The organism is Paenibacillus sp. FSL M7-0134, assembly GCF_038007865.1.
GTDB lineage: Bacteria > Bacillota > Bacilli > Paenibacillales > Paenibacillaceae > Paenibacillus > Paenibacillus polymyxa_B.
The window spans coordinates 3,317,046-3,342,532 of record NZ_JBBOXV010000001.1 but is presented as its reverse complement, the minus strand read 5'-3'; the positions used below and the strand labels follow the sequence as shown (position 1 = coordinate 3,342,532).

The window sequence follows — 25,487 nt, the reverse complement described above, 5'->3', positions numbered from 1 at the left end:
TTTGTCATAAGGACACTCCTGTTAATGAAAAACACCCTACTAGCATTAATGGGGATGAGACTGACCCCATAACGTGAGACAAATCAAAACACCTTCAAGAGAATCGAACCATGTCGTAAGATATGGAGATAACCTTGAAGGTGTTTTTACGTTGGCAACGAGAGATAACCAAATGTTTTACTGAGTAGTGCGGCAAAATGACTAAAGTTGCTATAACCGACTATCGCTAACGCCTCACTGACGGAAATCTGCTCCTGTTCCAAAAGTTACTTGGCTTTTTCCAGTCTCTGCTGGCGCACAAAGCCAAATACCGTCGTGCCGAATAGCTCTTTAAAGCCATTTTTAAGCTTTTGTTCATTTATATGTACCATCTGTGCCAGCCGAATCAGGCTCGGAGGTTGAACCAGTGTACGCAGTAAAATATCTCGCGCCTCGTGAATGACTGTACATCATTGGGCTTAATCAACATCGTCGGTCTAGGGGAAGAGGTGCACATCTCTTGTACAAAAAAGCTATAAGCTCCAGTGCCTTACTCTCCAAAAAAAGCTGTCGGGTTATGCCCTGATAAGGATGAGATGACAATTCCTAAGCAATAGCTCGCATGTCAGGAGTAATTAGCGTCTCCATACAAGCAAAAGATTGCTCCAGACGAATATCCAGTTCTTGTAGCAATTCTCTCCATAGCAAAGGGTTAAAACGCAGCTCCATGTGATTCATCGCCTTGCTTGCTGGCATCGCCGCATGGATCTTCACATCATTCATGTAAATGAGCTGTACATGCCTTCCATGCTCACGCTCTGAACGAAATTCATCCACGGACCAGGCGGCTGAATAGTCGATGTTCAGCGCTAGTTCTAAATAAGGCGTAACGAACCTTCTTGTAATCTGGACTGGATCATGAAATAGCATTTTACTGTGCGAAAGCTCGAAGCCTTTACGTAAAAAATGTGTACGATGCACACCGCTTCCCCACTATTCGGGTATATGATAAATATGTTCATGTTTCAATGCCGATTGAGTGAGATCATTTTCATCATTTATAAGGTTTGAATCGGCTATCTGGTTATAGTAATCATTAAGTGTAGACGGAGAATTATGTATCTTCATCTTGTTATCGCTTCCTCCCTTATCTGGATTCGTAGTGCATACGAGTTCCATTCATGATTACAATTATAATGATTATCATTCTCATTTAAAAGATAATAACATCCTTTCGCTACTAAGTTAACATAATATTTATTGCGAGATTAATTTTCTATTCTGTAGTTTTAACATATCAATATCTAATCTCTGTTGTTTCCTTTATCGAATTTTCAAAATATGGATGCTTGAACATAACTTATGGATACAGAAATAAAAAACCTTTAAGACTGCTTATAAGTAGTCTTAAAGGTTTAAATGTGAGGAATGATAACGCTTTATAAAGTTGGCGATTTAAATCATATCCAGCGCTGTTTTCAGCACATTCGCTCCATTCATCATTCCATAATTCATCATATTGATTACAGTGACTGGAATCTCGTTGCCCACTTCTTTCTTCACGTCATCTTCCGCGTGTCCCATTTGGGGGCCCAGCATAACAATATTGACCGGCATATGCTCTCTTATGCTACTCTCACTACAAGCTTCGATTACAATTTCCACATTTTGTGCACGAGCCGCCTCTTTCATTCTCTCCACCAGCATACTTGTAGAAAATCCTCCTGCGCAAGCCAGCAATATCTTTTTCATTTATCAGGCGTTTGCTTCCTTCGAGGACAGGGCTCGAAACGTAGCTCTTAGCTCGGGACGGACTGTGATAGCTAAGTAATACCAAGGTTCTACAGTCAAGTATTTCCATTTCCGAAAAAGTCTATCGTAGCAAAATTGCGAAAAAATCTACCTCGACAGACAACATAAATTTTTTCATTATTTTTGAACTCCTTAAACTGTTCATGCAGAATTCTCCCTTCGCCCTGGGTATATGAATTGTTATGTATTGGACTTACATAGTGCTTACTTGCTGAATATCCCCAGTACCCTCAAGGTTTAATGGCTCCTCTGCCCATCGTCCATTCTCACAAGATCAAGAAAGTGTTGCATTTTTGCCAACGCATAATAACTTCCCCAGACTTTCCCTCGGCTCCCCTTGATTCTTCTTATTGAAACAAGGCATCGTTCCTTTTATATCCCGTGTTCCAAGGCTCTATTATGCTCAGGCCCCTTGCCATAAACAATTTTTCTTCCTTATTTGCATGCTTTTCTAACCTTTCACCCCTCATCATATTCGCAATTTTGCTACACTTCCTCACCTCTATCCCGAGTCGTTGGCCCCCCGTTGACGAGAAAAAAAACACGCATTATGATTCAAGTGAAAATATTCACAATTCATTCCGGAGTGAAAGTGAATGTTTTCACACAATAAACAGAATATCCGCTTTTCTATTTTTCTACTTATTCCGTGATGACGGCAATTAGCTTGCACATGACACTCGGCAGCTTGCCCGCACGTAATGTGAACTTCTAATCTATGTACTTATATCCATATGATTTCAATCCATTTTATTGAAGGAGTGAGCACTCTATGTCCAAAATCATTTCAGCGAGTGAAGCAGCAGCACTTATCCCGGATGGAGTCACCATTGCCGCAAGCGGCTTTGGGCTCTCCTGTTGGGCCGAGGAGATGGGTATCGCCATCGAAGAACGATTCTTGGAATCTGGTCATCCTCGCAACCTAACAGTTGTTCATGCCAGTGCGGTTGGCGACCGCCGGACCAAGGGAATGAGCCATCTAGGCCATGAAGGTCTGATCAAACGCTGGATCGGCGGGATCGCCCTTGCTTCGCCTGCTATGGCTAAATTAATTGAAGACAATAAATGTGAAGCCTACAATTTGCCGCAAGGCGTAATCACACAGCTGTTCCGTGAAATTGCTGCCAAGCGCCCAGGTGTCATTACCAAGATAGGCATGGAGACCTTCGTCGACCCTCGTGTGGAAGGCGGCAAAATGTCAGCCTGCACAACGGAGGAGATCGTCAAGCTGATTGAACTGGAAGGCGAAGAATGGCTGTTCTATAAGAGCTTCCCGATTCAGGTCGCATTGATCCGTGGTACCATAGCTGACGAGAACGGGAATTTGACGCTGGAAAAGGAAGGCCTGCATATGGAGGTTCTACAGATTGCTCAGGCAGTGCGCAATTCTGGCGGTATCGTAATTGCTCAGGTAGAGACTGTGGCCAAGAACGGGACCCTGCATCCGAAGGATGTTAGAGTGCCAGGCATTCTGATCGATCATCTAATTATCTCCGAACCGAAAAATCATTTCCAGACTGAAAACACACAATACAGCCCTGCCTTCGCAGGACATGTGAAGGTACCGATGGACGCCATGGAAGTGATTCCGCTCGACGAGCGTAAAATTATCTCCCGTCGTTCCGCAGCTGAGCTAGTACCAAATACCGTTCTGAATCTTGGCGTGGGTATTCCGGTATGTGTGGCTACGGTTGCGGCAGAGGAAGGCGTCAGCGACCAATTGATTCTGACAACCGAAGCAGGCTCAGTCGGCGGCGTACCAGCAGGCATCAAGGATTTTGGGCATGCGTACAACTCTGAGGCCATCGTAGATCATGTGTCCCAGTTCGACTTTTACGACGGTGGTGGTATTGATCTATCCGTGCTAGGGCTGGCTCAGACCGACGAATCCGGGAATGTGAATGTCAGCAAGTTCGGTACCCGTGTTACGGGCTGTGGCGGCTTTATCAACATTTCCCAATCAGCCAAAAAGCTCGTCTTTGCCGGAACTTTCACAGCAGGAGGCCTGCAAATTGCTGTTGAGGACGGCAAGCTTCGGATTGTACAGGAGGGTAAAACTAAGAAATTCCTGAAGGAGGTCCAGCAAATTACCTTCAGTGGCTCTTATGCGACCAAGGTCAAGCAGCGGGTCGTCTATGTGACGGAACGTGCGGTATTCCAGCTGCAAGATGGAAAAATGACACTGACAGAGATCGCGCCTGGCATTGATTTGCAGACCCAGATTCTCGATCAGATGGACTTCATGCCTGTCATCTCACCAGAACTGAAGGAAATGGACGCCGGCATGTTCTGTGAACATTGGGGTAAGCTGCATGACGTGATTACGATCAAGGGTAGCGAGCAAGCGAAGCATGAGGATGTCGCTTTGACTACTGTATAGTACAGCTCAGGAGATACCGGTAGCTGTCAAACGGACTACCAGACACGAATTATGGAATTGCGGAGTAATGCTTCATCCCACGCGCACTGATCCTGCATCAGAAAGGACCAACACGAAATGGAAAATGTACAACTGAATCGCTGGCGCATTCTAATCGCCGCGACCCTGATCAATATTTGCGTCGGCTCTATTTACGCCTTCAGCATTTTTGCACTGCCACTGAGTAAAATGCTTGCAGTGAGCATGCCTGAAATTATGATGGCCTTTACGATTAACGGCGCAATTGCACCGATTCCGGCGATTCTTGGCGGAAAGCTCGTAGACCGGGGAGGTGCCAGAATTGCCATCTTCATTGGCGGTACCATGTTTGGACTTGGCTACATCTTGACTGGCCTTGCGACTGCACCTTGGATGCTATATCTGACGTATGGCATCATTTCTGGTCTTGGACAAGGTGTCGTCTATGCGGCAACAATCGGTAACACCATCAAGTTCTTCCCAGACAAACGCGGACTCGCGGCTGGAATCGTGACCGCAGGTTATGGCGGTGGAACAGTAATCATTGCCCCACTTGCAAACGCGATGATTACCCACTCAGGAGTTCAGACCACTATGATGATCCTTGGCACCTCCTTTCTGATCGTCATTTTGGCAGGTGGGCTATTTACTCAAGCTTGTCCGGCAGGATATATCCCTGCTGGTTGGACACCACCGCAGACGTCAGGTTTACGTCCGGTTGCCGTGAACTTGAACTGGCGGCAGATGATCAAGCAACCCCTGTTCTACGTCATTGCTTGCCTGTTCCTGATCGGCGCTTTATCTGGCATGATGGTTACATCCAATGCTTCCGTCATTGGCCAGACGATGTTCGGTCTATCGGCCAGTATAGCAGCCTTGTTCGTGAGTCTTTATTCGCTTAGCAACTGTCTGGGACGCATTTTCTGGGGAGCCATATCAGACAAGATTGGCCATCTGCGTTGTCTGATGATGATCTATCTGGTCATTGCCACCATGATGCTGACACTTGCATTATCTGGCTCCATAGTTGGATTTGCTATTGCCATTATTGGCATCGGCCTGTGCTTTGGTGGTACGATGGGCGTCTTCCCTTCAATCGTCGGACAGAAATTTGGCATGAAATACTATGGTGTCAACTACGGAATAACCTTTATAGGCTATTCCGGTGCCGCATTCTTTGGACCGCGAATTGCGAACTCGGTAGCTGCCGCCAATAACGGCATATTCACCAACGCCTTTTACATTGCGCTCGTTATTGCCTTGGTCGGGTTCGCGCTGACATTCCTGTATAAGGCCTTGGAAAATGGTAAGAACCCTGCACCAGCTGCTGTTGAAACCGTTTGATCAATCCGTTGCTATATTAGCAAATCACTATTTTTAGTATTAAGTATAGTACAACCTATAAATTTATATTGGAGGAATTAACCATGAATATTACAGAACTGCTCGGTATCCAGTACCCTATTTTCCAAGGTGCTATGGCCCAAATTGCCCGTGAACCACTCGTAAGTGCTGTATCCAATGCTGGCGGGCTGGGCATTATTGGCTCTGGCGGCATGTCGGCTGAGGTACTTCGTGAAGAAATTCGCAAGGTTCGCGCAGCCACCAACAAGCCGTTTGCCGTAAATCTGATGCTGATGATGCATAATATTCCCGAATTGATCGAGGTTATCGTCGAGGAAAAAGTCAACATTGTTACGACGGGCGCGGGCACACCAGCTCCGTATATGCCAATCTTCAAGGAGCATGGCATTAAGGTGATCGCCGTCATCCCTTCCGTCAAGATTGCCAAAAAAATGGAGGCTATCGGCGTACATGCCCTCGTGGCCGAAGGTACAGAAGCAGGCGGCCATGTCGGTGAAACAACCACCATGGCACTCGTTCCACAGGTTGTTAGCAACGTATCCATCCCTGTCGTTGCCGCAGGCGGCATTGCCGATGGACGCGGAATTGCAGCAGCCTTTGCACTCGGCGCACAGGGAGTTCAGGTCGGAACGCGCTTCCTCACCACCGTCGAATGCCCGACGCATGACAATTTCAAGCAAGCCGTCATTGACGCCGACGATACCAGCACTACGGTTACTGGACGCAGCATCGGTGGACCCGTCCGCAGCATCAAGAACAGCATGATCGCCGAATACCTCAAGCTGGAGCAAGAGCATGCCTCCCGTGACGAATTGGAGAAGATCAGCCTTGGCTCCCTGCGCAAAGCCGTCTTCGAAGGTGATACAGATCGCGGTTCGGTCATGGCAGGACAAATATGCGGCCTGTGCGACGAGATTACGACAGTTGAGCAGATGATTACGACAATGTTCAGCGAAGCGCAGGCACTGCTAAATCGTCTTGGACAGACACAGATTACCGGTGAGCAGATAGCATCAGTATAATATAACTTGTAAACAAAGAAAAAAACGGACCATATCCATATTTAATAGGAAACGGTCCGTTTTTTGATTAGATTTGCGTGCTAATTTTTATCTGGGTAACCTCTGTTGTTCGTAGCGTAAAGCAGATATAATAAAAATGAAACAATCACTTCAGCATAGCCTCGATAATCCAAAAGTGAGTTGATCGATCATGACCCGACGTATAGATAAACGTTCCACCGATGAGAGCGATCAGTCCCCTGCCCCTCTGTTTGTCACGGATTCCAAAGGTAATATTTTAATCTCCAATGAATTCACTGCCTTGACTATCGGCATTCCGTTGGAGGAGCTGTTGCGCTACAATGTACAGGACCTGGTGAAAGCCGGCTACTACAAGGAATCAATAACAATGAAAGCAATACAGTCCAAACAAAAGGTAACTCAGTATATCAACACTGTACGTGGCTTTAAGCTCAAGTCCACTGCTCTTCCAATACTTGATAGTACAGATGAGGTGCAGCTCGTTGTTACCAGTACTAACAACTATAAAGGTGGATTATCCATCATAGCTGCCCCTACGCTGCCACATGCGTATGAGAACAGCAAACGTTCAGTCACTTCAGCCTCTGTACTTAAGAATAACGGGATCATTGCTGAGAGCCTGGCGATGAAGCAAATTATTCAGGTGTGTGACCAGATCGCTTCTTACGATAGCAAAGTACTGATTTTGGGCGAATCAGGGACAGGCAAATCAGTAATTGCCAAATACATTCACCGCCAGAGCGCGAAGTGGAACGGACCTTTCATTCCGATTAATAGTGCCGCTATTCCAGCCGCATTATTCGAATATGAGCTGTTCGGATATGTTCAGGGGGCTATGCCCGGCTTAATGGACGAGAAGCAAGGCTTGTTTGAGGTGGCCAGAGGAGGCGTTTTGTTCTTTGATGAGGTCGCCGAGCTTCCACTGGAAATACAGGCCAAACTGCTTGATGTGCTTGAGCGTGGTGAATTCCGGCGTGTGGGGAGCACCGAAGCCATTCTCATTCAATGCCGGATGATATTTGCTACCAATCGTGATCTATGGAGTATGGTGAAAAAAGGATTGTTTCGCGAGGACTTGTACTATCGAATCAATGTCATTCCGATCCATATCCCGCCGCTACGTAGTCGCAGACTGGATCTCGTCGGACTGATTTCCAGCTTTATTGCTCATTTCAATAAGGTATATGATAAAAAGTATGTATTGCCAGCGGACGAATTTCAAAGAATGCTAGCCGAGCCATGGCATGGGAATGCGCGTGAGCTTCGTAATTACATCGAACGATTGATCGTAACTGATCAGACCGTGCTGCGCCAGCAGCAGCCGGTCGAACAAGTTACAGACTGGTTCACATTGGACCATTTCATTCAGGCCAATCGCAGTCAACTGAGCGGGCTGAAGGAATATACGGCGTTAACCGAGGGACGATACATTCAGCAGATGCTGCAGGTCTGTGGTGGCAATAGTGCCGAAGCAGCCAGACAGCTAGGAATTGATCGCTCCGCTGTTTATCGTAAGCTGAAGAAGATGGAGGACATTCTTGCAAAGCTGAAGGTTTAACTACGAAGTACAGAGCACACAGGGCCTATCCTTCCCATTTTCATAGAAGTCACCTATACTAGTGGCTTTCATACAAAAAAGCGTGTCTCAGGTTAAAGGCACTCTTTTTTGTAACGGTTTATTTTTCTCAATTATGCACCCGTCAAAATAAAATGAATGTCATACTTCAAGATCATGTGTTTGCTTGTAGTTATATATAGCGCCTAGCAAATTGGCTTCATTGCCTAATTTACTTTGCTCAATATCTGCACGTACAAAATTTAAGATCGAATCTAGATATAGCTTCTCTAGCTCTTCTTTAATGGTAACAACGAGTAAAGGATTCGCAGATATGCCTCCCCCAATTACAAACTTTTCAGGGTCAAGAATTGTTTGTAAATTAATAATCTGAGTTGCAATGTTTCTATAGTATTCTTGAAAAATCGTTGCTGCTCCCTCTGTAATTCTAAGCAAAAAACACCTGCTCTTCGGCAGATGTTCCTCGCCTTTCGTATTTCTTGAGACTATCCGATCCATTTGTCCGTTCTAATCGTTCAACCCTTTGCCCTCCAGAATGGGCTGTGTGTATTTTTCAACCCTTGAAACGCGCGTTTTGAACTGCTTCGGTTCTGAAAAATACAGCAGATACGCTCTCTGGCGTCCGAGCGTCAACGCTTCAAACGCCGTTTTTAGGACCGGTCGCTCCTCGAATTTAAGCCGCAGTTCTTCGGGAACCGTATACTCGGCATGTTTTTCAGTTCCACTGCAAGACCGGCTTCCTCCATCCAAACAGCGCCTCCTCCTAAACACTGTTGGACAAATAGCCGCGCTCAGGGTCAAAGATCATCTTTTGAACGGGTTCTATCCGCTCGTCTATAATTTCTATACGGTGATCTTCCATATTCAATTTGACAATACCGGGATAATTTAATGTAATGAAATGAAATAATGCGAGCCGTTGGATTCAATAATTCTCGAAAACTTGCTCTGATCGTTATATTTATGCCCTTTGTCACTGGCAGTTTTATAAAGTTTACGGCCGCTTTGATAGATATGGTGGTACACTCTCCAATCCAGCGCTTAGTTTATCGTCAAGCATGAACGTGCGAGCAGCGGAGAGATTGTTGTTCCTTTTCATAATTGATATATCTACAACTCAGTGCATGTAGCGCGTTTATTGCTGCTCGGCAAATCTCCACCAGGCAAATGTTCCGACTATTCCGGCTATTCCCGTAGACGCAAGAATGATTATACTACTCAACTTTAAAAACCCGGTGCTTTGAAATACCGACGGGATGGTCCACGGAAAATAGGGGGCGAATCCAAAAGAGGCCAAAACATTTGAGAGAATGACGATTATCAGGATGAGTCCTAATGGTGCCAAGTATCCCTTGCTCACATTGGCCAGAAGAGTGCCTGGTGTGGTAACAATAATAAACAATAGCGATGTTATAATGAATTTAAAGAAGATATTCCAAATAAAAGAAGCTGACCCGCCCACAACTCCTAGAATACCCCCCACGGCAAAACCTATGGCAAACATATACATGGAAAGTAATAGGCTCCATGCTAAAATTACAAGAAATTTGGACAGTACAATTTTCGATCTGGAAACGGGCTTTGCAAGCAAATCTTTAATTGTTTTATCCGAAAACTCTCGTCCAAATACCCATGCCGCGATAAAGGTGTACCCGATAAGTCCCAGCGGGGCAAGACTATCAAGCAATTCGGTTAAATACATTTTCCAATTGATGCCGCCGGCGTCACTGGATAAAATAATTCCGACACCCATCATGATTGGCCCAAATGCAAAAATAAGAAATACCAACCAAAACACATTGGCGCGGATAATCTTGCGAATCTCACAATGTAAGACAGAAAAAATATTCATTATATATTCCCCCTTGTCATACCAATTGTGCGGAGAAAATATCCTTCCAAATCCTCCGTAATCACTCGAAGCAATGTTGGCGGTTGATTGGATTTAACCAGCAGTTCGGCCAGTCGTTCAGGACTATCCGCTGCGTGGTCATCGGTTAGTTTAATATAGCCGTCTATTGTCTCCTCAAATTCATATCCATGCTCTTCAAGCACCTCCTTTAAGGCATGTTTGTCGCGGCCATTCACCACTAAGTTTTTCTGTAACGATTGCTCCAGCTTATCCATTGCGACTTCTTTAACAAGATGGCCATTGTGAATAATCCCAATGCGTGTGGAAACTTTCGAGAGCTCCTCTAACAGATGGCTGGATATAAAAACAGTTACGCCGAAATTTTTCGCTAGGCCATATAACATATTCCGTATCTCCGCCACGCCTGCGGGATCGAGGCCATTTATCGGCTCATCCAATATTAGAATTTCCGGATTGTGAATCATTGCTTTCGCAAGTCCCAGGCGCTGTTTGTTTCCTAAAGAAAGATTCTTTGCCTTTTTCTGTTTGTGCGGCTCAAGCCCCAACTTATAGATAACCCGATTTACGGAATCTTTGTCAGGCACCCCTTGCATGCGTCGTGCTATGTCAAGATTTTCAACTACAGTTAAATCGGGATAAAAAGTAGCCTCCTCCAAATATCCAACCTTGTCCCATAATTTATAGTTTCCGGCATCGACCTTTTCACCTAACATATAGAGCTTGCCGGAGGTTGGCTTGAGCATCGCCAAGAGCATCTTTATGGTCGTTGTCTTTCCAGCGCCATTCAGTCCCAAAAATCCAAATATCTCTCCTCGGCTCACCTCCAGCGAAAGATTGTTCAATGCGATATAGTCGTCAAATTTTTTGTGCACTCCCTCAATTTGTATGGCGGGCGTTCCTCCATTTTTTTCCTTTGATAAAATACTCATAGCCTTCAACTCCTCCATAAAGAGAGAGCTTATTCAGGATTCTAAGTACGACACTCCTGAACAAGCTCAATCAGAAATTTTTCAATAAATCTACTTTATGATGTCCTGGCAATCGCTTAAGCGAGGCGAGGCTGGCCCAAGCCCAATTGAGCAGAGCCAATTCAGCACTACCTCATGCAGCACGTTGATGTTGTCTACCTGACAGTGTTCTAATCCGCCAAGTCGTCTATCCTCTATCGGGTAGAACGTCTTGTTTTTCGAACCCGCTTGCTCGTAATTCTTCAAGGCTTGTGTCAGCGGATTTGGCTGAACCAATATCTCTTCCGCTCCGTGCATTACAAGAAGCGGACATTCTATCTGGTGGAGCACGCCCTCAAGATCATAGGCAAAACGCGGATTCCCCGCAAAATCCTCCAAGCTTTTTGCCCCCAGAATTCTCATGCCGTGTGCGGCCAGACTCGGCGGCATCCATTTAAGCATGGCATCCCAGTCGAAGGCGTGCGTACCGCCGTCGGAGATGACGGCAGCAATCCTGTGATCGAACGAAGCGAATCGCAGCGAGTCGTAAGCCGCAAAACTCTCCCCGTGCACGATAATCTTATCGGGATCGACTTCCGGCCGCGTTAGAAGAAAGTCGATTGCTCGGGAATGGAAAGCCTCACTGTCCGCTCGTCTTCCTTTTCCCTTTTCGTACAGCGAGAGGCCGGTGCCAGGCTGGTCATAGACCAGAAAGTTATATCCACACGAAATAAAAGCGGGACCTAGCCAGAAATAGTTTTCAATTGACCACTCGTCGCCACCGTTGAGAGCAAAAAGGGTCGGCTTCGGACCTTTTATCCAGGAAGGGGAGAAGAAGTAACCATCCAACTTGACATCTTCGTAATCGACTTGGATCTTCTCCGGTTGGACATCGAAGTACTTTCCGGCAGCTTCGAAGAGTTCATTTACTTTCTTAAATATACGGATTTTCTCGGTGTCATCATCCATCACCACATATTCCGCAATTCTGTAGTAATTGCAGGCACGAATGTAGCAGTTTCGTGCTGTATACCAGTTTCCAGCCGTTTCGGCCTCCTTGCCGTGTCTTTCCAATGCCTGAGCCGTTATGAGCCATTCCCTGTGCCACGTGTCCTTGTCATCGGGGTCGATTTTTTTGCAGGCCTCGTAGATCTCGGTGACGTCCGTAGCACCGAGGCTTGCCATACCTAAAGCTTTGGTGACTTGGTATGACATCATGTAGTTATTGGGCCAACGGCTGAACTCAATTGACATTGCAACATCCTCCTTTTCCAGTTCTAGTGATTGTAGTTTTTTTACTACAAGTAATTTTTACAACACAAAGATAAAGCTTCTTTAAAAGAAAAATAAATGTTTATAAAGAGAATATAAAAAACTATAAACCGCTGAAAAAACAAAAAAGGCTGCTGCCTGGGTGTTCACACCTGGCAGCAGCCTTTAACTCCTGTAGTAAAAGAAAATGTGCAAAAATAAAATCAGTGTTGTGCGGCCAAGGGAAGGCTGAATCTTATCCCCAAACCGCCATATTCGGAAGGGTAGGCGCAAATTTCGCCCCTATGATGTTCAATAATGGATTTACAGCTTGCAAGACCCAGCCCGCCCTTTTGGATTTGCCGCGATTTATCCACAGTGAAAAATTTGAGGAACAGAGAAGATATATCCTTATCCGGCACTCCAATTCCATTATCTTCGATTTGAAAAAAGGCATACTGTCCTAGCGGGTATCCGGTCATATACACTTTCAGTTTATTTTTCCCTCCATATCTTACAGCATTGCTAAAGAGGTTGCCGAAAACCCGACGTATCATCGGTTCATTGACCATCAGCAATATATTTTCCGTGAATGAATGGCGGCAAGTAAGCTCGTTGTCAAGTCCCGCCAACTCATACTCATATTCAAGGGCAATGTTTTCAAATAATTTTGATGCTTTTACAGGTTTAGCTACCATAGATTCCAACTCCAGTTTTTCTTTGGTGAAACTGGAGAAATCATTGATGAGTTCGACCATATATCCTGACTTCCTTTGAATCAAATCATAATATTCCTGCTTTTCAGTTTCTGGTAAATCCTTGTGTGTAGCCAGCAGTTCAGTAAAACCATTAATAGATGTCAAGGGTGTTTTCAAGTCGTGGGCAATTGCCGCGATCATATCGATCTGCTCTTTGTGCGCGAGTTGAAGCCGATGCTCCATCTTATTGAAGTGCTTATAAAGTTCTCCGATCTCATCATTACTTCTCAGAGCTAGCGGAGGCAGTGGATGTACAATATTTACTTCTTCAAGCCTGGTATTCAGAAGCTGAATGGGTTTCTCTATGCAAAAATGAATATAGATAATCAGAATAATAAATATGAAACAGGCAATTGCAAATATGGGCAGGAGCAATGCTATATACCGCGAGTCCAGCAATGAACTGCGTATAGGGGAATATACTGCAAAGACAAGCTTCAGATACATTCCAATCGAAAACATGAATATTATAAACATCAGCAGGAACAAAAGAGGAAGCTTTATTTTCAGTTTCATACTATTGCTCTCTTTCCGTGTATTTATATCCTATGCCCCATATTGTTTTAATAAAGTCATATTCAGAACCAAGTTTCTTACGGATATTTTTTATATGAACCGTTACGGTATTTATTTCTCCGTATTCGTCTCCCCAGACGTTTTCATATATCTGCTCACGAGTCAATACATGATTGGGGTGGCGCATGAGGATAGACAGAATCTGAAATTCCTTCGTTGATAAGTCGAGCTTCCTGCTATTCAGAAATGCTTCAAACGTCTTATCGTTCAAAATGAGCGGAGCATCCGCCTTTTCGTTACTGGGACTAAGTTCATCCCACTCTTTAAAAAGCCTGTCCACTTTTCTGAAGTGAGCCTTTATCCTGGAGACAAGCTCCTGAATACTGAAAGGTTTGGTCATGTAATCGTCTGCTCCTATTTCGAGCCCGACGATTTTATCAATGTCCTTATCACGCGCACTTAAAAACAGAATTGGGACATTATAAGAATTTCGGATACTTCTGCAGACATCAAGTCCATCCATATCAGGCATCACTATATCAAGAACGATGAAATCAATGTGATTTTCTTCCAATGCAGATAAGGCTTCTTTCCCGGAACATGCCGAAATTATTGCAAATTGCTCGTACCTTAAACTCTTTGTGATGAGTTTTACGATTTCTTCATCGTCGTCTACAACTAATATCGTTTTTGGCATCTTTATACCTCCCAACCTCTTTAAATGGACTGCATTTATATAACACAAGAACCGCATGGACTCGAATTGACAAAAAAAGTCGCGCTCAAAGCGCCTCTCCAGTTCCGGATACGCTGGAATAAGAGCTTGAGCAACGCCTTGGGGAATTCTGGATTTAACAAGCTGGTATGCCCTTCAATAGCGGTCGAGTTATGGGCGTCAGTGTCAATTTAGAACAGATAAATATACGAACATTTATTCCTTTCGGATAAATAATATCAACAACCAGCGCAAAATCTTTCTTCTTATGCGGTGTTCATGAATTTCATGATTCAGGATTCTTTGGTACCGGCTATTGTAGGCTATTTTTAAACAATTGATGATCAGAATTACGCAAACGGATCTGATATAAATAATAATTCCTTAATCTTGTTGATGCAATTCTCCACTTCGTAAATAGAATCAAGGTATAAATATTGAATTGCATAGTCCGTAGAAGTACGTGCACCACCATGAACACAAAGCTTGATATTAACCTCTTCCAGCATTTTATTTACGAAGATTTTATTTCTCCTTGTTAATCTATCCAGAGTGTCTCTGTGCTCTGTATACACATACTCCACTAACGAGATCTCATTTTTGTGTTTACTTGTTACATACTCTCGTAGAGTCATGTCCCCCTGTCTCTTTAAAGCACCAATCAGCACAAAATCACTAGGGGAAATAAGCTTTGTTAATGCTCTTAATGAAATATCTTCGCTATCTTTAAATTTATTGAAGTTCTCTCTTTATCATAAGATCCGTCATCAAATGAACCTACTGAAGTTTGATAATAAGAAAATTCCCTATCACTATCCCCAATAATTACCTTTAAGCGATTCATAAACTTTTCTCCATAGATAGCGCTAGCAAAGCTAACCATTTCTTGCAGTTTTTTTAGAAAAAGTTCTTCCCGCTCTTGTAAACTTTTTTGTAAAAGAAGATTCAGGATATATCTCAATCGATCTTCCATGAATGGTTCTAAACTATCCGAAACCAAAACACAGTAATCGTATGTTTTGCATTTTCTTACTCTCACATTAGATATTTGAACCGAAATATCTTCAGGATTATGATAAGTAAAATATTGTTTTCTATCGTGGCCGTTTACATTGGTCGTTCTTGATGTTAAAGAGTAATTGAACTCAATGGTTAAGGTTGGCTTCTTCGACATCGAGAAAGTATACCAAACCTGTTTTTTTATAAATGTATTCATCGAAATCCACTCTTTTTCTAGCATCTGTATAGTCTCTAGCCGAAGAAAATTTCATGAATTTGGACTTATCAAAGATCCAGAAATCTTGAATACTAACGGACTCAAATAAATTATGACGTTCTTCCCATTGGGCAATGGTAAGAGGGGCTATGCTGAAATTCAAAAGCCCTTTTCATTCCCTCATACTCCCCATCTTGATGCTCAACATAAATATCTGCTATTTGCCTTGTAGTGGGGATATACACTTCAAATTCCACAAATGCATTAGGAAATTTACCTTTTAACCAATTGTACATTATCCTGAAAGTAACCTTCTATAAAAAATAAAAAAAGGGCTCAAATCTTTGGTAGAATGGTGTTTGTCGAGAACAAAATCACCCAAAGAGAGGAGCACCTTTTAGGTGAAGTCTACCACACCCATCCATAAAATCAAGACCTAATTTTCCCTAAACCAGTCCACAAACATCGGAGGAAGCAAGATCTTCCTCGATTATCTCGAAAAAATTAAACTGAGCCTTGTGCTCCAAACCTTAACCGGAGGCAAAGCTCACAATGCGCTGTTCCCAGTGCACCGCATTCTGCTATACCTCATCATCGGCTGGATACTGGGCTGTGAGTGTCTGTTTCACTTTCGCCGATGGCAAAAGGACTCCCTCCTTCAGCGGTTTCTCGGTGGACGCTGTCCACACCACTCGCTTCTGTACAAGGAACTGGATCGGCTGGGAAAAACGAATCCTAATGTACGAATGGAACTCCGGCAAGTGAACCTCGAAGTGATCCGGCCTTGTCTGCCCTCCAAGCTCATTCTCGATTTGGATTCGACCGTGGAGACGGTCTACGGCAATCAGGCCCAAGCGGCGAAAGGCGTGAATGCCCATAAGCCGGGGCGCAAAAGCTATCATCCCTTGCTCGCTTTTGAAGGACAGTCCCGCCTTTGCCTGAATGCCGTGCTACGGGCAGGAAACGTTCACTCGTCCACCGAGGCCGCCCCTTTTCTGAAAGAGACCTTTGACCTCTTAGGTCAGCACCCGGTCCAATACGCCCGGTTTGACAAGGGCTTTGACGGCGAAGACTTCTATTCGCTCTGGAAAGGACGGCAGATCGGCTATGTGGGCAAAATGAAATGGACCAAACGTTTGGCGGCTGAAGTGGCCGCTTGTCGGTATTGGAAACGTTACGTGGACGAAGACTGGATCATTGAAGGCATCGCCCTTTGGTACCAAGCCACGTCTTGGAAGAAACCACGGCGGGTCGCCGTCATCCGCAAGGCAAAGTCGTTCAGGACGACTAAGCTTGTCTCCTGCTGGATACCGATTGGGAGTATGAAGCGATCGTCACGAGCCTGGAGTGGGAATCCATCGATTTGTGGCGCTTTTACAACCAGCGGTGTTGTATGGAAAACTACATCCAGGAAGCCAAGTGCGGATTTGCCATCGATAAAATCGCCACGGGCTCTTTTGAAGCCAATGAAATTGACCTGCTCGTCAAATTACTGGCCTATAACCTGTACGAGCGATTCAAACAAGATTGCTGCGAACCGGTTCATAGGGGCTACACGTTTGCAAGGTTTCGTCTGGAATTCTTCCGGAATCTACGTGCTGGTAAGCCGTTTTGGAATATTCCCCCTGTTAATACACCCTGATTCTTACAGGTTTTTTGAGCGGTGAGTCTCTGGCTTCTTTGATCTTACGGGCTTTCGAAATTCAGGATAATATATATTATGTTATTTTTATGATCACCATTGTATCGAATTAAAGAAGTCGACCTTGACTTCAACGCCTGTCCAATCGTATAGTATGGTTATATCTTCAATTAAGGGAGAGATTTTGATGTCGGTGAACGTTCTTAACTAAGCAATTGCATATTCAGGGAGTATCATCAGGCGCTTGTACCCTTCGGGGACAGGTTTGTTTGTTGCTTTGTTGTTACCCTGATATTAGTTAAGAACATGCGGATATCATAAATCGCCTTCGGGATTATCTTCATCCAGGCCCTATTCCGTGCTGTGTTCAGCGCGGTTTTTTTGTTTTCAGATTTTGTAACTTCCCTTTAAACGTCTTCCATTCGATCCAAATAGCTTAGAAAAGAGCTGTTGCGTGAATAAATTGGAAACACGGAACTCGGAACTACAAAAGCTGCATAACAGGCTTATTTGATGATAAATTCCCTCTTTCCTTAAGGGCGGAGAATGAACGTTTTGTTCATTCTCCGCCCTTTTTTATTTTAACAGCAAGGTTTCCAAAATCCTGACACTACACAACTAAAGGAGCGATTTATTCATGAACGAAACTACAATGCTGCGTTTGGAATATGATCAAATTAAAACAAGAGTTTCCGAATGTGCTTTTTCTTATCTGGGTAAGCGTCACGCTGCTTCTATGCGCCCAATTACTGATATCCGTACAATTAAGATTCGTCTTGACGAAACGAACGAAGCCTTACAGATCATTCGCCATGGAGCAAGCGTCCCTGTTCCTTCGTTGGAAGGAATGGAGCACATTCTTCATCTGCTTGGAACCGGGTATATGTTCAGCGAGCGCGATTTTTCTCATATGGCCCAATTCATTAGAAGCTGCATTCAACTAATAAAATATATGCATTCCAAGGCGGACGCTGCTCCAACCGTCAGCGCTTATGCATCTTCCATGTATAGCATGGAGCCACTTCTTTCCGAAATCGAAAGATGTATTCATTCGGGACGTGTGACGGATATCGCCAGTAAAGAACTAGCTAAAATTCGCAAAAAAATTGCGGTTACTGAAGAACGTATCAAGAGGAAACTTGACTCTCTCACCAGCCGTCACCGATCCATTATGCAGGAAAATATGATTAGTCAGCGCAATGGCCGTTACGTGCTTCCAATCAAAAAAGAATTCCGTAAACAAGTGAAAGGCAATGTACTGGATGAATCGGGAAGTGGTCAAACGGTTTACGTTGAACCTGCCGAGATCACGAATCTGCAATTCGATCAGAGCGCGAACATGGCAGAAGAATCAAAAGAAGAAATGAAAGTACTGGGAGACCTAACGGCAATGGCTGAGTTATACAATCGGGAACTAAGCATCAATACAGAGACGGTAGGTGTACTGGATTTTTTATTGGCAAAAGCCAAATACGCCATGACTCTGGATGCTGTCCCTGTCGAACTTAACCTTGACGGGATTATAGACATCCGAGGTGCACGTCACCCGTTGATGTCCAATACCATGGTGCCGCTTGATTTCTCAATTGGTGAAGGATATTCCTCACTCATCATCACCGGACCGAACACAGGCGGAAAAACGATGGCCCTCAAAAGCGTCGGTCTATTAACATTAATGGTGCAATCTGGGCTACTGGTACCTGTTTTGCATGGCAGCCGAATGGCTGTATTCGAGGAAATTGTGGTTGACATCGGGGATGGACAAAGCATTGAACATGCTTTGAGCACCTTTTCTGCACACATCCGCAACATGATTAGCATTTTAGAAACGACGGGCAACTCTACTCTGATCCTGATTGACGAGATGGCATCTGGTACCGATCCGGGAGAAGGGGTAGGGCTCTCTATCGCGTTGCTAGAAGAATTCCACCGTCGCCGGGCGACAGTAGTGGCTACAACCCACTTTAGCGAAATCAAGCATTTTGCTGAAAACACACCGGGATTTCAGAATGCTCGTATGGAGTTTGATACCGAAACGCTGCAACCATTGTACCGACTTCGCATTGGAGAGGCCGGAGAAAGCTATGCATATGCGATTGCCTTGAAGCTAGGCATGTGGACACGTATTATCGAGCGTTCTGAGGCCATTTCTGCAGGCAGAGTGTCTCGGAAAACACAGGAATCGTTTGTTATTCCCCCTTCTGTAGATGATGAAAAGTCTGATGATGCAAATAAGCCTCTCCCTAAAAAAGCAGCTTTAGACGGTACAGTCACAAAACGGGGGAAACAAGAAATTCCTCTCAAAACCAAGCCATTTGCCCTTGGTGATAGTGTTTATGTAGGCTACCTGGATCGAACTGGAATTGTATACAAAACCGAGGATGAACGGGGGAATGTCGGGATTTTAATCCAAGGACAGAAGCTAACCATAAACAAAAAGAGGCTCGCCCTTCACATCGCTGCTACTGAATTGTATCCTGACGACTATGATCTGGATATTGTTTTAGAAACCAAGGAAAACCGCAAAAAACGAAAACTGCTGGGACGCAAGCATGTCGAAGGAGTGATGATTGAATCTCCCCCGGAAAATGAAATATAGACGCATGCGTATATTCTCAATATAAAAAATAAGTTATTTTTATATTGTCAGTGAAACTTGAATCTGCAAGTGGACACTTGATAAGAGTGATTCACTTGCAGATTTTACCATACTAAAAACATAATATATATTATGTAAACTTAATAATTCCTTACTAGATAGGACAAGATAAATCAGACATCCAAGTTCATGTAAAACTCGGCTTCTAACCTTCAATCCAGCTTCATTATATAAAGCTCCTATATCAAACGTCTGTAATGCAAAAAAAGCGTGTCCAAAGTTAAGGCACGCTCTTTTATTGTTATTTTATTTGTTTGTAATACTCAATCCCGCGCTCATCGAAATATAACTATTGTTATCATTCAAGATGATAGGATTGTTTGTAGTTATATATAGCACCTTGCAAATTCGCTTCATTGCCTAATCTACTTTGTTCAATATCTGCACGCACAAAATTATAGAAAGAATCCTTATAAAGCTTTTCTAGCTCTTCCCTAATGGTAATAACCAGTAAAGGATTTTCAGATATGCCTCCCCCAATTACAAACTTTTCAGGATCAAGTATGGATTGCAAATTAATGATTTGTGTTGCGATGTTCCTACAGTATTCTCGAAAAATCGTTTGGACCGTGCCATCACCTTCTTCAATGAACTTGAATATCTTTTCACCTGTCATAGAATCTGCAGGAAGGTCTTTGGCTTTCGCAACGGTTTTAGTTAAAACAAAACTACTCCCTTGCATACCAAGCAGATAATCATCATTGTATGCATTTTCGTTGTTCGTTCTAATGAAGGAGAACTCTCCAGCTGATAAATGATGGCCCTTCAGCAATTTCCCTTGAGAGATGATTCCACCGCCCATCCCTGTTCCAACGACCAGAACGACACCATCGGTAATCCCTTGTAATGAACCACGCCATGCTTCTCCAAGAGCAGCACACTTTCCATCATTTTCAATCGCTACAGGCTTGTGAAACGCTTTCTTAAAAACGTCAAGCATATTTATATCATTTATATATCTTAATGAACCGCCATGCACCATGTGACCGCTTTCAGAATTCACAATACCTGGCATACTGACGGCTATACCTTCACATTCATCCATAAACTGATTATGAATTTGCTTCAAAGCTACAAGCAGATTCTCAAGTGAGTCCAATGGAGTTTTAACTTTCCCCTTGCACATAAATTCACCTTGAAAATACAAACTAAATTTAATAAAAGAGCCACCAATATCAAAAACCAGTATTTTATTTTTCATGCTACGTATAGTCCTTTCATGAGGCAATTTGGGGTCTTCTCTCCATAACGATAATTAATATTATTGTTTTTGTAAATCCATCATTTTTTTTATCGTTAATAAGACACCGTTTTCTTCGTTGGATTTAGTGATAAAACTGGCTGCATTTTTAGTATTATCACATGCGTTTTTCATAGCAAAACTATATTTTGCTATACTCATAAGTTCCACATCATTTTCACCATCTCCAAAAGACAGGGTCTCATCCTCAGTAACCCCCAATATCTCTTGGAGTTTTCTTACCGTCTCCCCTTTATGGGTATGAAGGGCTGTAATATCCAGCCAATTTGCTTCAGAATCAACGATATAAATTCGATTCATTAGAGTCTTTTCAACATGTTTTCTTAATAAGGAACTTCTTCCAGCCGGATCATATACAGTTATTTTAAGAAAGCTACTGTTGATTTGATCAAATGAATCAATTTTAATCACTTCTTTATACGAGCCTTTCACAATTTTATAGTATTCGTCTTGAATATAAGAATGAACAAATGCTGCTTCCGTTGTACATGCTATGATAATGAAATCATTGGAAAAACTTTCGATATCTCTTATCGCTTGTAAAGCTAAATTGCGTTCAATCGTAAACTCTTTGACGACGACTCCATCCTTTTTAATCCGCGTAGCACTGTCCCCTAAGATCCAGATCCCTTTTCCGTGCTCGCCAAATAATTCTTCTACTCTTTCACACTGCTTGCCTGTACAAGCTACAAAGGAAATATTATTTTCTTGCATTTCTCCATACACCTGATTAAATAATTCTGCATCAAAAGTGCTACTATTATTCAGAAAAGTACCATCCAGATCACTTACTACCAGTTTAAACATATATAAATCCCCCTTAAAATATAAATATCTTTATTAGTCAAGTTTAATTTATGGGTTTTCATTTTCTTTCCATGGATCAACATCAAAATCTCTATTAAAATCTTCAAACATTCGTGCTGCAAGCTTTTGAACATGAGGAGAATGTACCAAACTACTGATCATGAAATACATAATGATTAAAATTATGATACATGAAATACCTTCTATCGCCCACACAGTCACACCTCCTTATTTCCGTAAATCCAACTTAGTTCCAGAACTTGATCCATTTAATAGGTGCATTGCAAATCCTGTACACTTATTAAACCATTTAATTAAACACATTAATAAAGCGAGTAAAAAAAGCCTCTTTATTAAGTGGACATACAAAGTTATTCAAAAAAATCATCGATGGAGCGGTAAGGTTTTACTTCCTTAGGCTGCCCGGATAATGCTAAGCACCAATAAGTACCAACCCATATAACTGAGCAAAGTAAAATCAGTGAGATCATAGAGTGCCCTCTCTTTCTCTTTTAGGTTACACGTTTACTTTAGCTGATGAAACGCGTTTCAGGTCAAGTGATAAATTATAGAAAAGCATATTTTTGTCATGGATGTTTATGATTTAAGATATAATCTTGGATTAACCGTTCAAAGTTCTCTTTTTCAATGTACGATTCACTTGTTCTGAACTGAACAGCATAAAAAGAAGGAAAACAATGACGGCAATCGGGAAAAAATGAATACTTGTCTGAGAAGCTATAACCCCAAAAATGGGAGGAAGTAATGTCGTTCCTGTATAAGCAACTGCCATTTGATATCTCATGAGTTTGGAAGAATTCTCTTTACCAAACCGAGTTGGCGTTTCATGAAGAAGTCCAGGGTAAATCGGCGCAAGTCCTAACCAATAAGAATAAACCCAGGTAATCATATATACATTATTTAAAGACAATGATTGGACGTTCCAATTCTTTTAGAGTTAACCCTCTCAACCCTGTTTTAAAATCATCATAAAATAAATCTGAGAGAATAACCTCAGGATACAAAGGCATCTTATGCTTAGATTTGTAGGATTCTAAAAAATGAAAGAAAGACACCTCTTCTATATTCTCTCTATAGATCACAATTCGATCAGGATCAAATACAGATTGTAATATTTGAATAATTTCACATATACTATTGAAGAAAACCTCCGTTCCCTTGCCCTCATCCCAAACTATCGACGGAAGGAATTTGATTTCACCAGCCAATCCATGTTTTCCTTTTAAAACCCCATTTCGCAAATAAATCCCCATTCCTGGTGGAGAATTCTCAGGAAAATAAATAGCCAGTACACATTGATCTTCATCTATTTGTTCTCTATAGACGTAACCACATACAGCGGCATTTACGTCATTCTCCACAATAACCGGCAAACCAAATTTGCTTTGCACATCCTCTGCCAACCGAATTCCATTTAATCTTTCATAACTGCTGACTGTAATTTCTCCATTTACAGATTGTCCCGGGATTCCTATTCCAATAACTTTAATGGAAGGATAGAGAGAAATGATGTCTTGAATCGTGGAATAAAATTGTGTAGCATTAAAAATTTGAAAGGGATGCTCTTCTTTCATCAGAGCATCCTCATTTAAATTCACTACCGTAGTACACACTACATCTGTCCCTTGTTTTTCATTAATATGTATAATCAGTGCTAGACTATACTCATAATTAAAACGATAGGTTAACGCATGCCTGCCTCCGTTTGAAGGAACGATTTCATCTTCAAAGATCTCTCCATTATTAAGCAATTCCTGCATAAGGGTATTGATAGTTACTACACTTAAATCAGTCAATGCGGCTAGTTGGGGTTTTGTTGTCTTACTGATCTGTTTCAATACTTTGCGAACCAGGTTCAGATTTATTTCTTTAATTAAATTTGTATTAGCTTTTTCCATACATAGCACCTTCTTTTTATAACATCATAAAACAACTTTATAAACCATTTTTATTAAGTTGTTTTACCAATTTTGCAGCAAAATATTACCTTTGTCAAGGTAATTTCGTACTAACCTTTAATTCACTATTGCTTTCCAGCTGATTCTGAATTATTCTCATGCTTAACATAAGATGATCGCTAAAATAAGGAGGCTAATCTATTGAAGAATGCTGTTGAAGAACCAAAATCAAATCGTATGCGCAAAATGATTGGGTGGCAGCTAATCAGTATCAGGTTGGAGCAAATCAATCAAAAACAAAACTAACGCTATGAAAAAGAATACTACGTTCATGATCATAATGACCTAAAGCCGTTGATGTAATTTTCAAGTCAGGATGTAACTTCCTCTGACGAGTTTACATAATGATTATTATGTAAACTATTTTTCGTTTAATCTCAACTTTCATGCTATACTTACAATCCTGATATCGGTATCTGAATATCCAGCTTATCCATTGCTTTTTCTTTTTCCCGATCAGTGACATGTGTATATACTGTGGTTGTCTGAATGGATGAATGCCCCAGTAGCTCCTGTACGGTACGCAGATCTGCTCCCTTACGTAATAGCATTGTCGCAAATGTATGTCTCAGCTTATGGCTGGAATAAGCCTCCCGGCGATCTATACTCTTATCTTGCTGGAATCGTTCGAACGTTTCTGTAGCGATCTGTTGAATGGTGCGCACTGCCAGACGGCGGCCTTTTTGGGATATGAACATCGCATCCTCTTTACCTCTCCACGGCGTCAATCTTCCCTCCAACGCATGCTCTACAAAATCACATACGGCTTCCGGTACCGGGAGAGTACGCCACTTACGTCCTTTACCGAACACATCTAAGGTACGTCTTTCTCGGCTGTAATCCGAGACATTCAATGAATGAACCTCCCCCACCCGCAATCCCATGTAGACCATCAGCAGAAAAATAGCCATATTACGATTTGCATATTTCCCCTCCACCGCGAGCAAAAACGGATGAATATCCTTTTCATCCAGATAGACGGGCATACGATTCTTTTCAGTTTTTGCTTTTTTAATTCCCGCTGCCGGATTTGTGCTGCATAACTCAAATTCCTGTAGCGCTTTAAAAAAACTGTTCACCGCTGCATGCTTCCGGTTCCGCGTACTATCTCCGGCGCCTCCCTCCCGCGCTTTAGACAAATACGACATAACATGAATCTTCTTCACCTGATCGAGTGGTTTTTCACGCAACGTGCGTAAAAATTGCTTTACATCCCCCATATAATTTTTTTGCGTATGTATCGTATATCCCGCATCCTTCATCCAGATCAAAAAAGCTTCCAGCTCCTCAGTATATATTTCATCAGTTTCTTCAGTTGTATCGAGCCCCACATGTCGTAACTCTTTTTTCATCCCGTTCGCCTCCAATTCAGTTCATATTCCGAAATATACTGTAAAACGATCATTTTCGTCTGATTTTTATCGACAATCCAATCGACATCTTATGCAGGAGGGATTCTAAAAGTCGTTTTAAACCTAAACAGCGTATAATTTATATTATACGCTGTTTTTTTAGCGCTTTTTAAGTATAAATAAAGCGCTCCCCTCTTGTCCAGCCTGGTATCGCCTTCAAGCAGACATTTCAAAGCACTTAACGGGGTGGCATAGGGTCAGAGGGGGTCGATCCCACAATGTAGACAAATTAAAACACGCTCAAGAAAAGTTCTCCGAATGTAATTCATTCATATCGA

At 42.7% G+C, this 25,487-nt stretch carries 20 protein-coding genes and 3 pseudogenes; 6 read left to right on the top strand and 17 right to left on the bottom strand.

What is annotated here, in order from left to right; all coding sequences use genetic code 11:
- Positions 1 to 585: 585 nt before the first annotated feature.
- On the bottom strand, positions 586 to 960 hold the full coding sequence (locus NSQ58_RS15065) for a hypothetical protein (RefSeq protein WP_226887810.1): 375 nt from the start codon (positions 958 to 960) through the stop codon (positions 586 to 588).
- A gap of 474 nt (positions 961 to 1,434) precedes the next feature.
- Positions 1,435 to 1,731, bottom strand: coding sequence for a PTS sugar transporter subunit IIB (locus tag NSQ58_RS15060; RefSeq protein WP_023988898.1), 297 nt, complete (start codon positions 1,729 to 1,731; stop codon positions 1,435 to 1,437).
- An 832-nt stretch (positions 1,732 to 2,563) separates the two neighbouring features.
- On the opposite strand from NSQ58_RS15060, the gene NSQ58_RS15055 reads away from it, so the two are divergent.
- The 4 genes from NSQ58_RS15055 (at position 2,564) to NSQ58_RS15040 (ending at position 8,155) form a co-directional block, all read left to right on the top strand.
- Positions 2,564 to 4,171: an acyl CoA:acetate/3-ketoacid CoA transferase gene (locus NSQ58_RS15055; RefSeq protein ID WP_023988899.1), complete on the top strand. Its 1,608-nt coding sequence runs from the start codon at positions 2,564 to 2,566 to the stop codon at positions 4,169 to 4,171.
- Positions 4,172 to 4,288: 117 nt separating this feature from the next.
- The gene (locus tag NSQ58_RS15050; protein ID WP_341057656.1) at positions 4,289 to 5,533 is read left to right on the top strand and encodes an L-lactate MFS transporter; all 1,245 of its coding nucleotides are present in this window, start codon (positions 4,289 to 4,291) and stop codon (positions 5,531 to 5,533) included.
- An 83-nt stretch (positions 5,534 to 5,616) separates the two neighbouring features.
- Positions 5,617 to 6,576 carry a DUF561 domain-containing protein gene (locus tag NSQ58_RS15045; RefSeq protein WP_023988901.1) on the top strand — a complete coding sequence of 320 codons (960 nt, stop codon included), beginning with the start codon at positions 5,617 to 5,619 and terminating at the stop codon, positions 6,574 to 6,576.
- A 190-nt stretch (positions 6,577 to 6,766) separates the two neighbouring features.
- Positions 6,767 to 8,155, top strand: coding sequence for a sigma-54 interaction domain-containing protein (locus NSQ58_RS15040; RefSeq protein ID WP_028541659.1), 1,389 nt, complete (start codon positions 6,767 to 6,769; stop codon positions 8,153 to 8,155).
- A 159-nt stretch (positions 8,156 to 8,314) separates the two neighbouring features.
- On the opposite strand, the gene NSQ58_RS15035 is transcribed toward NSQ58_RS15040, so the two are convergent.
- The 9 genes and pseudogenes from NSQ58_RS15035 to NSQ58_RS26785 form a co-directional block, all read right to left on the bottom strand.
- Positions 8,315 to 8,608, bottom strand: a complete 294-nt coding sequence (locus tag NSQ58_RS15035) for an ROK family protein (protein ID WP_226887809.1) — start codon at positions 8,606 to 8,608, stop codon at positions 8,315 to 8,317.
- 72 nt (positions 8,609 to 8,680) lie between these two features.
- Positions 8,681 to 8,928 (bottom strand): annotated as a pseudogene (locus tag NSQ58_RS15030) (YdeI/OmpD-associated family protein); the annotation flags it as partial.
- 380 nt (positions 8,929 to 9,308) lie between these two features.
- A complete protein-coding gene (locus tag NSQ58_RS15025) occupies positions 9,309 to 10,025 on the bottom strand; it encodes an ABC transporter permease (RefSeq protein WP_069080623.1) in 717 nt (238 codons plus the stop codon).
- Positions 10,025 to 10,975 (bottom strand): ABC transporter ATP-binding protein, encoded by a 951-nt coding sequence (locus NSQ58_RS15020; RefSeq protein ID WP_028541663.1) that lies wholly within the window; start codon positions 10,973 to 10,975, stop codon positions 10,025 to 10,027. Before NSQ58_RS15020 ends, NSQ58_RS15025 begins: the two co-directional genes overlap by 1 nt.
- 90 nt (positions 10,976 to 11,065) lie before the next feature.
- Positions 11,066 to 12,247, bottom strand: a complete 1,182-nt coding sequence (locus tag NSQ58_RS15015) for an alpha/beta hydrolase family protein (RefSeq protein ID WP_023988906.1) — start codon at positions 12,245 to 12,247, stop codon at positions 11,066 to 11,068.
- Positions 12,248 to 12,468: 221 nt separating this feature from the next.
- On the bottom strand, positions 12,469 to 13,518 hold the full coding sequence (locus NSQ58_RS15010) for a HAMP domain-containing sensor histidine kinase (protein WP_341057655.1): 1,050 nt from the start codon (positions 13,516 to 13,518) through the stop codon (positions 12,469 to 12,471).
- Position 13,519: 1 nt separating this feature from the next.
- Positions 13,520 to 14,215: a response regulator transcription factor gene (locus tag NSQ58_RS15005; RefSeq protein WP_013310135.1), complete on the bottom strand. Its 696-nt coding sequence runs from the start codon at positions 14,213 to 14,215 to the stop codon at positions 13,520 to 13,522.
- A gap of 721 nt (positions 14,216 to 14,936) precedes the next feature.
- The gene (locus NSQ58_RS15000; protein ID WP_069080622.1) at positions 14,937 to 15,473 is read right to left on the bottom strand and encodes a hypothetical protein; all 537 of its coding nucleotides are present in this window, start codon (positions 15,471 to 15,473) and stop codon (positions 14,937 to 14,939) included.
- A gap of 86 nt (positions 15,474 to 15,559) precedes the next feature.
- A complete protein-coding gene (locus NSQ58_RS26785) occupies positions 15,560 to 15,745 on the bottom strand; it encodes a competence protein CoiA family protein (RefSeq protein WP_445671671.1) in 186 nt (61 codons plus the stop codon).
- A 105-nt stretch (positions 15,746 to 15,850) separates the two neighbouring features.
- On the opposite strand from NSQ58_RS26785, the pseudogene NSQ58_RS26780 reads away from it, so the two are divergent.
- Positions 15,851 to 17,034, top strand: a pseudogene (locus NSQ58_RS26780) (IS1380 family transposase); the annotation flags it as partial.
- Positions 17,035 to 17,728: 694 nt separating this feature from the next.
- Positions 17,729 to 19,690 carry an endonuclease MutS2 gene (locus NSQ58_RS14985; RefSeq protein WP_023988911.1) on the top strand — a complete coding sequence of 654 codons (1,962 nt, stop codon included), beginning with the start codon at positions 17,729 to 17,731 and terminating at the stop codon, positions 19,688 to 19,690.
- 358 nt (positions 19,691 to 20,048) lie between these two features.
- On the opposite strand, the gene NSQ58_RS14980 is transcribed toward NSQ58_RS14985, so the two are convergent.
- The 6 genes and pseudogenes from NSQ58_RS14980 to NSQ58_RS14955 form a co-directional block, all read right to left on the bottom strand.
- A complete protein-coding gene (locus NSQ58_RS14980; protein WP_310165712.1) occupies positions 20,049 to 20,951 on the bottom strand; it encodes an ROK family protein in 903 nt (300 codons plus the stop codon).
- 60 nt (positions 20,952 to 21,011) lie between these two features.
- Entirely contained in the window at positions 21,012 to 21,818 is an 807-nt protein-coding gene (locus NSQ58_RS14975) for an HAD-IIB family hydrolase (protein ID WP_076295086.1), read from the bottom strand.
- 48 nt (positions 21,819 to 21,866) lie between these two features.
- Positions 21,867 to 22,034 (bottom strand): hypothetical protein, encoded by a 168-nt coding sequence (locus NSQ58_RS14970; protein ID WP_338532453.1) that lies wholly within the window; start codon positions 22,032 to 22,034, stop codon positions 21,867 to 21,869.
- A 406-nt stretch (positions 22,035 to 22,440) separates the two neighbouring features.
- Positions 22,441 to 22,724: pseudogene (locus tag NSQ58_RS14965) on the bottom strand (MFS transporter); the annotation flags it as partial.
- Between the two features lie 11 nt (positions 22,725 to 22,735).
- The gene (locus NSQ58_RS14960) at positions 22,736 to 23,737 is read right to left on the bottom strand and encodes an ROK family protein (RefSeq protein WP_338532454.1); all 1,002 of its coding nucleotides are present in this window, start codon (positions 23,735 to 23,737) and stop codon (positions 22,736 to 22,738) included.
- A 455-nt stretch (positions 23,738 to 24,192) separates the two neighbouring features.
- Positions 24,193 to 25,149, bottom strand: a complete 957-nt coding sequence (locus NSQ58_RS14955) for a tyrosine-type recombinase/integrase (protein ID WP_340958621.1) — start codon at positions 25,147 to 25,149, stop codon at positions 24,193 to 24,195.
- Between the last annotated feature and the right edge of the window lie 338 nt (positions 25,150 to 25,487).

Excerpts from the sequence above, each read along its gene's own strand:
- NSQ58_RS15060 (WP_023988898.1), bottom strand. The coding sequence starts at position 1,731 with ATGAAAAAGATATTGCTGGCTTGCGCAGGAGGATTTTCTACAAGTATG.
- NSQ58_RS15055 (WP_023988899.1), top strand. The coding sequence starts at position 2,564 with ATGTCCAAAATCATTTCAGCGAGTGAAGCAGCAGCACTTATCCCGGAT.
- NSQ58_RS15050 (WP_341057656.1), top strand. The coding sequence starts at position 4,289 with ATGGAAAATGTACAACTGAATCGCTGGCGCATTCTAATCGCCGCGACC.
- NSQ58_RS15045 (WP_023988901.1), top strand. The coding sequence starts at position 5,617 with ATGAATATTACAGAACTGCTCGGTATCCAGTACCCTATTTTCCAAGGT.
- NSQ58_RS15040 (WP_028541659.1), top strand. The coding sequence starts at position 6,767 with ATGACCCGACGTATAGATAAACGTTCCACCGATGAGAGCGATCAGTCC.
- NSQ58_RS15025 (WP_069080623.1), bottom strand. The coding sequence starts at position 10,025 with ATGAATATTTTTTCTGTCTTACATTGTGAGATTCGCAAGATTATCCGC.
- NSQ58_RS15020 (WP_028541663.1), bottom strand. The coding sequence starts at position 10,975 with ATGAGTATTTTATCAAAGGAAAAAAATGGAGGAACGCCCGCCATACAA.
- NSQ58_RS15015 (WP_023988906.1), bottom strand. The coding sequence starts at position 12,247 with ATGTCAATTGAGTTCAGCCGTTGGCCCAATAACTACATGATGTCATAC.
- NSQ58_RS15010 (WP_341057655.1), bottom strand. The coding sequence starts at position 13,518 with ATGAAACTGAAAATAAAGCTTCCTCTTTTGTTCCTGCTGATGTTTATA.
- NSQ58_RS15005 (WP_013310135.1), bottom strand. The coding sequence starts at position 14,215 with ATGCCAAAAACGATATTAGTTGTAGACGACGATGAAGAAATCGTAAAA.
- NSQ58_RS15000 (WP_069080622.1), bottom strand. The coding sequence starts at position 15,473 with ATGCTAGAAAAAGAGTGGATTTCGATGAATACATTTATAAAAAAACAG.
- NSQ58_RS26785 (WP_445671671.1), bottom strand. The coding sequence starts at position 15,745 with ATGTACAATTGGTTAAAAGGTAAATTTCCTAATGCATTTGTGGAATTT.
- NSQ58_RS14985 (WP_023988911.1), top strand. The coding sequence starts at position 17,729 with ATGAACGAAACTACAATGCTGCGTTTGGAATATGATCAAATTAAAACA.
- NSQ58_RS14980 (WP_310165712.1), bottom strand. The coding sequence starts at position 20,951 with ATGAAAAATAAAATACTGGTTTTTGATATTGGTGGCTCTTTTATTAAA.
- NSQ58_RS14975 (WP_076295086.1), bottom strand. The coding sequence starts at position 21,818 with ATGTTTAAACTGGTAGTAAGTGATCTGGATGGTACTTTTCTGAATAAT.
- NSQ58_RS14960 (WP_338532454.1), bottom strand. The coding sequence starts at position 23,737 with ATGGAAAAAGCTAATACAAATTTAATTAAAGAAATAAATCTGAACCTG.
- NSQ58_RS14955 (WP_340958621.1), bottom strand. The coding sequence starts at position 25,149 with ATGAAAAAAGAGTTACGACATGTGGGGCTCGATACAACTGAAGAAACT.